Origin of the sequence: Sulfobacillus harzensis, assembly GCF_012933365.1 — a bacterium.
GTDB classification, from domain to species: domain Bacteria; phylum Bacillota; class Sulfobacillia; order Sulfobacillales; family Sulfobacillaceae; genus Sulfobacillus_B; species Sulfobacillus_B harzensis.
On the sequence record NZ_JABBVZ010000228.1, the window covers coordinates 1 to 2069 of the forward strand.

Annotated in this window: 1 protein-coding gene, 1 tRNA gene and 1 pseudogene; 2 read left to right on the forward strand and 1 reads right to left on the reverse strand. The window is 54.2% G+C overall.

All coding sequences use genetic code 11. From position 1 onward, the window contains the following. Positions 1-536: 536 nt before the first annotated feature. Positions 537-633 (reverse strand) — tRNA-OTHER (locus tag HIJ39_RS22600). Positions 634-772: 139 nt separating this feature from the next. Between HIJ39_RS22600 and HIJ39_RS22605 the strand changes: the two genes are divergently transcribed. Beyond that, positions 773-1312 (forward strand): peroxiredoxin, encoded by a 540-nt coding sequence (locus tag HIJ39_RS22605; protein WP_169103288.1) that lies wholly within the window; start codon positions 773-775, stop codon positions 1310-1312. Positions 1313-1649: 337 nt separating this feature from the next. After that, a pseudogene (locus HIJ39_RS22610) lies at positions 1650-1973 on the forward strand (transposase); the annotation flags it as partial. Between the last annotated feature and the right edge of the window lie 96 nt (positions 1974-2069).

Sequence of the window (2069 nt, forward strand, 5' to 3'; positions counted from 1 at the left end):
TAATGTCCCACTGCGGTCGTCAAGGGTTAGTCGTCTGCTCTATCATTTCAGTCAACCTGACTTTGACGAATCCCTGGGATTTAGCGGGAAAGCATTTTCCTCACAACGTAGAGACCGCGTGTAGCAAAGGCTTCGAGTTCTGAAAAAGCCTCACATGAATTATTCAAGGAAATTGGCGGCACTCGCCCCGTGGTCTTCATCGCCTTGACCATTGCGACCACGTGCCGCTGGCGCTCGACGACGATTTGCCGCAGAAGGCGCACGGTGGAGAACCAACTGTCGAATTACCATTGGTTCCCTGTTTTGGGCCATGTGTGACGAAGTGGCGGACTTACGCTTCGTCGAAGCGTGGTTTTGCTGATTGCCGGAACAGCACCAGCGGTCTTTCGGCGCTGTTGACTCGTCTTAGAGCACTTGTGGTGGGGTATGGCGAACGGAACTCCATCAGAAAATGCGAAGAGAGGGTCAAGGCAAGAACGCGTGCTTTTCGGGGGAAAGCGTGAAGGTGGCATAAGAAAGCACTCTATTACCAATTCTGGAGACGGTCCTTGGGAATCGAACCCAACTCTGAAGACCGGGTCTTCAGACACTCGGTTTGCAGCCGAGGGAGCCCTCCAGGGCCCGATGACCGTCATGCTACCGATTATGCTGCGGAGGAATGGATGTATTCAATAGTCATGCAAATACTGCATCAACATGGCCGGTCGAGGTATGTCCGGTTCGACTAAAGACAGACTATGGTTGAACAGAACGACTTGAGGAGGCATCGTCAATGGCTTTAGTCGGTCACGTGTCGCCGGACTTTTCCATGCCGGCAATCTTTCCTGATTTAAAAACAGGGGTCGTGTCATTGGATCAATATCGCGGTCAATGGCTCGTCCTATTCTTTTACCCACATGACTTTACCTTTGTCTGCCCCACCGAAATCGTCGCGATTTCGGAGACCTATGGCGCCTTTCAAAAATTGAATACGGCCGTTGTGGGCGTGTCGACAGACAGCACTCACGTCCACAAAGCGTGGATGCAACGGGATCCGAATGATGGGGGCATTGGTCGGTTAGCCTATCCTTTGGCGAGTGACGGCACGCACGAGGTGTCCCGTCGCTATCAGGTTTATGTTCCACAGGAAGGGGCGGCGTATCGCGGGCTCTTTATTATCAATCCTGAGGGGCAGGTCGAGTACGAGGTCGTCCATAATCTCAATGTTGGCCGCTCGGTGGACGAAGTGTTGCGGGTTCTCCAGGGTCTGCAATCAGGCGGGCTTTGCCCCGTCAATTGGCATGCCGGAGACAAACTGCTGGAAGCCTACTAATAGAACCGGACGCCAGACTAGGGAACCCGGCCTTAGGTTTGCTTGGACATCGACTGGGGTTTGCGAGGTTGTCCCAGACTTCGTAGATTTTGATTCCGTAGAGTAACGCCGTTTTTCTCCGATTTCCAGCACCGTGGTAGATTTGAAAGCGACGAAACCAACAAATCCCAAGGAGGACAACGCAATGGCTCACCATCATATTACCCAGGCGACCAGATAATCCAAGCCCTGCAGGTCCCGCGGACGCGGGCCGGAGAAGTTAGTCCGATGCTGTTTGACCGGTACCAACAACATGAAAAGATCTTGGTGGGTCGCGGAAAACTTGGCGGAGCGATGACCGAAGGCGGCCGCGCTGCTGAGCGACGCCGAAACGGATATCTTGGCCTATATGGGATTCCCGTCCGAACATTGGAAGCAAATTGCATCAACGAACCCCTTGGAACGGCTCAATCGCGAAATTGGCCGGCGGACGGACGTCGTGGGGATTTTTCCGAATCGGGCGGCAGCCCTGCGCCTGGTGGGAGCCGTGTTGATGGAGTACAGCAACGAAAGGGCGGTGTTCCGGCGCCGGTAGTTCAGTCAGACGTCGATGGAAAAGCTCCGCGCCGGCATGAACGCGCAAGACGAGTTGCCGGAGTCTTCGCAACAAAAGCTCGCGTAACCGGTCGCCAGGAAACCGAAGTTTTTACACCACTAGTATACTAATTCTGGAACCTCACGGTTCTGAGACCTCATCTCTCAGCGGCTGTCGGGGTAC

What these genes read in the sequence shown, in the direction of transcription:
- HIJ39_RS22605 (WP_169103288.1), top strand. Translation starts at nt 773, where the DNA reads ATGGCTTTAGTCGGTCACGTGTCGCCGGACTTTTCCATGCCGGCAATC.